The 3,490-nt window shown below is 40.5% G+C and carries 2 protein-coding genes; both read left to right on the forward strand.

The window, feature by feature from the left end; all coding sequences use genetic code 11:
• On the forward strand, positions 1 to 2,780 hold a 2,780-nt coding region (locus Q0X72_RS13375), incomplete at its 5' end, for a T9SS type B sorting domain-containing protein (RefSeq protein WP_297766413.1).
• A gap of 3 nt (positions 2,781 to 2,783) precedes the next feature.
• Positions 2,784 to 3,490: Ig-like domain-containing protein (locus tag Q0X72_RS13380; RefSeq protein WP_297766415.1), on the forward strand; the 707-nt coding region annotated here is incomplete at its 3' end.

The following is a 3,490-nucleotide window of genomic DNA, read 5'->3' on the forward strand; positions in this document are numbered from 1 at the left end:
GTCTATTTGTCCTACATGTTATTGAAAAAGAGGGATTTGTAGTATATTGTGGTGTTTGCGAAGACACTATGAAAAAGATTACCTCCATCTTCCTATTTGGGCTACTTTCCCCATTCCTACTCTTTAGTCAGGGAGAAACCTCCAATTGGTATTTTGGGAACGGAGCAGGTATTCAATTTAACAATGACGGAAGTGTTTCTAATGCCAATAATGGCAGGTTACAGACCTTTGAAGGTTGTGCAACCATCTCAGATTCCTTTGGCGGACTACTTTTTTATACCGATGGGATAAAGGTGTATAATAAAAACCATGAGGTTATGTTGAATGGTGATGGGCTTTTTGGAGACCCATCGAGCACTCAATCTGCAATAATCGTCCCTAAACCAGAGGATCCGGCGTTGTTTTTTGTGTTTACCGTAGACACTTCGGTTTCTATACAGGACCCAGATTACGGTCTTAATTATTCAGTAATAGATATCACCGAGGACAATGGTATGGGTGCCGTAATTCAGAAAAATGTGTCCTTGTTGCAAGATTGTTCCGAAAAAATTACTGCGGTAATAAAAAATTGTTTTGAGCAATCTATCTGGGTGGTGACTTTGGCTTCACAAAACGGAACAAGTGGCATGCTTAATACCTTTTATGCTTTTGAGGTGAATGCCACTGGCGTTCTTACTTCTCCGGTCAAAACAACTTTTTCCGATCTGCAAATCGAAGATCCAAGGGGCTATTTAAAATTATCTCCAGATGGAACCAAAATAGCCATTGCCAATTTCACTGACGGTCTTTTTCTTTATGATTTTGATGAAAACACAGGGGTCATATCCAATCAGCAATTTATAAGCCTCCCTGGAGCTAACAAAAATCCGTACGGCCTCGAATTTTCTCCAAATAGCAACTTGTTATATGTCCACGCAACTAATGAGATAGAAGCAACAGGTAATTATTCTTCTTCCTTACTTCAGTTCGACATTACAAGTACAGATATAGAAGCTTCCTTGATCGAACTCGATAATAGAGCAATTTACAGAGGCGCCTTACAACAAGGGGAAAATGGTAAGATCTATCGGACCATTACCACAAGTTATTACGAAGGAACCCCTTATTTAGGAGTTATAAATAATCCTAATGAAATAGGACCGGCTTCCAATTATATACATAACGAAGTATACCTGAATGGGAAAAATGCGATGCAGGGATTACCTCCTTTTATACAATCTTTCTTTGGGAGTACCGACCTGATACGAAATTCCGACGGAACAACAAGCAGCACCTTAACCTTATGTAGTGGTGAACCCATGGTATTAGAAGCCGATAGCATCCCCGGAGCGACCTACTTTTGGGAAAAAGACGGGATCCTTTTAACAAGTGCTGTCACCCATAAGTATGAAATAAATACAACTTCAGAAGCAGACTCTGGAAGGTATAGTGTAGAAATAATTTCTTCAGATCCCTTGGAATGCCCTATTATAGGACAATCCCTGATCAATATATTACCCATCCCAGATCCAAATCTCTATTTAAGTCAATGCGATGTAGGTCCTGATGATCCTACAGACGGGATCACCTTGATAAACTTAGATAAGATTAACGACAACCCCGGTTTGAACTTCTTTTTTTACGAATCAATAGCAGAGAGGGATGTAGATCTACCAATATCTGATAACCAGAGCTATCAGAATACACAACCATTTAATCAGGTTCTGTTTTATAAGGTAGTAAATACTTTGGGTTGTGTCAATACGGGCGAATTGACTATCGAAATAACTCCTTCCGAGCTAGTTTCAAGCAATTTTAGCCCTGTATACACCTGTGATGACTCCCCATCAGATGGGGTGCTGGAAAGTAGTTTCGACCTTAGGGCCATTACAGCGAACTATGATCCTTCAACTACTGTAAATCTATTCACAAACATTGGGGACGCCATTGCTCAAATAAATGAACTTTTAGATTTTACCCTGACCACTACTTCGACCACCCTGTATGCCCGACTTTCACAAGGGAATATATGCCTGGGCATAGAGGCTATAGACCTTATTGTAAACCCATCTCCGGTACCAGTCATGGAAGAAACCTATGTCCTTTGTACGGATAGAGGTACCGTGTTGATAGAAGGACCTGAGGGTTTTGATGCCTATCGTTGGTTTAAGAAAACCGGATCTGGTAGGGTGGACATAGGTAGCGGACGGCAGATAGGCCTCACTGAATTGGGCCTTTACGAATTAGAAACCAGCTATGTCTTTAACATCAATGGCAATCTGGTAAGCTGTGACAATAGTGTTAGTTTTCAATTAGTACCATCCACCAGTGCGGTAATCAATGATATAGAAATTCGAGATTTTGCTGCTAATAATACCATTGAAATTTCGGTAAGCGGTGATGGCAACTATGAATTCTCCATGGACGGAATAAACTATCAGGAAAGTCCTTATTTTTCAAATGTTCTTTCCGGATTTGCACAAGTATACATAAGAGATACCAAAGGATGCGGTATTACACAAAAAGAGATAGCAGTCATGGGCTATCCTAAATTCTTTACACCTAATGGCGATGGCATTAATGACTATTGGCAACTTACCGGATTCAATGAAAAATTTCAGTCGAATGCCTTTGTAGGGATCTATGATCGTTATGGCACTTTTATTACCCAAATACCAACCGAGGAAATTGGGTGGAATGGTAATGTGAATTCCAAGATAATGCCCGCAGCCGACTACTGGTTCAGAGTACAGTTAGAAGACGGACGTGAATTTCAAGGGCATTTTACCCTTAAACGGTAAAGTATGTACATACTGAGAGCAACATACCGAAGAAAATCTGGGCAACATACCCTTGGTTGGCTGTTTGTTTTGATCTTTTTTCTATCTCAGATTGGACTTAGCCAGGAATGTCCCTCACAAGTTCTAACTAGTCCTTTAAACGGAGCTGTGAATGTTGCCGTTGACACAAATATCTCTTGGAATCAGGTTGCAAATATACCCGCGTATATTATTTCCCTTGGGACTACACCGGGCGGGACGGACATCTTGAACGAAAAGTTTGTAGGTAGCGCCACCACATACGATCCACCCCTGGGTTTACCGGAAAATACACTTATCTATGTGACCATCTCACTCTTTGATTACCAGAATGGAAATATTGAAATACCTTGTGTGAGTGAATCGTTCACAACTGCATCTATTACGGAAATTCCTGACTGTAATTCATTAAATATCCCTGCTCAGGGCGCAGTAAATGTAAATCCTTCTACCAATATTAGCTGGAATTATAGCTCCGGGGCTCTAGGGTACAGGTTGACAATTGGCACTGCACCAGGGGGTAATGACCTATTGAATAATGCAGATCTAGGGAATAATTTATACTATGATCCGGTTCCGGAACTTCCCCCGAACCAAATTATTTATGTTCGAATAGTACCTTATAACCTGATTGGAGATGCACTTGGTTGTACTGAATACAATTTCACAACTAGTGCAATTGCAATACTACC

It is taken from the genome of uncultured Muriicola sp. (genome assembly GCF_947258935.1).
Lineage (GTDB): Bacteria > Bacteroidota > Bacteroidia > Flavobacteriales > Flavobacteriaceae > Muriicola.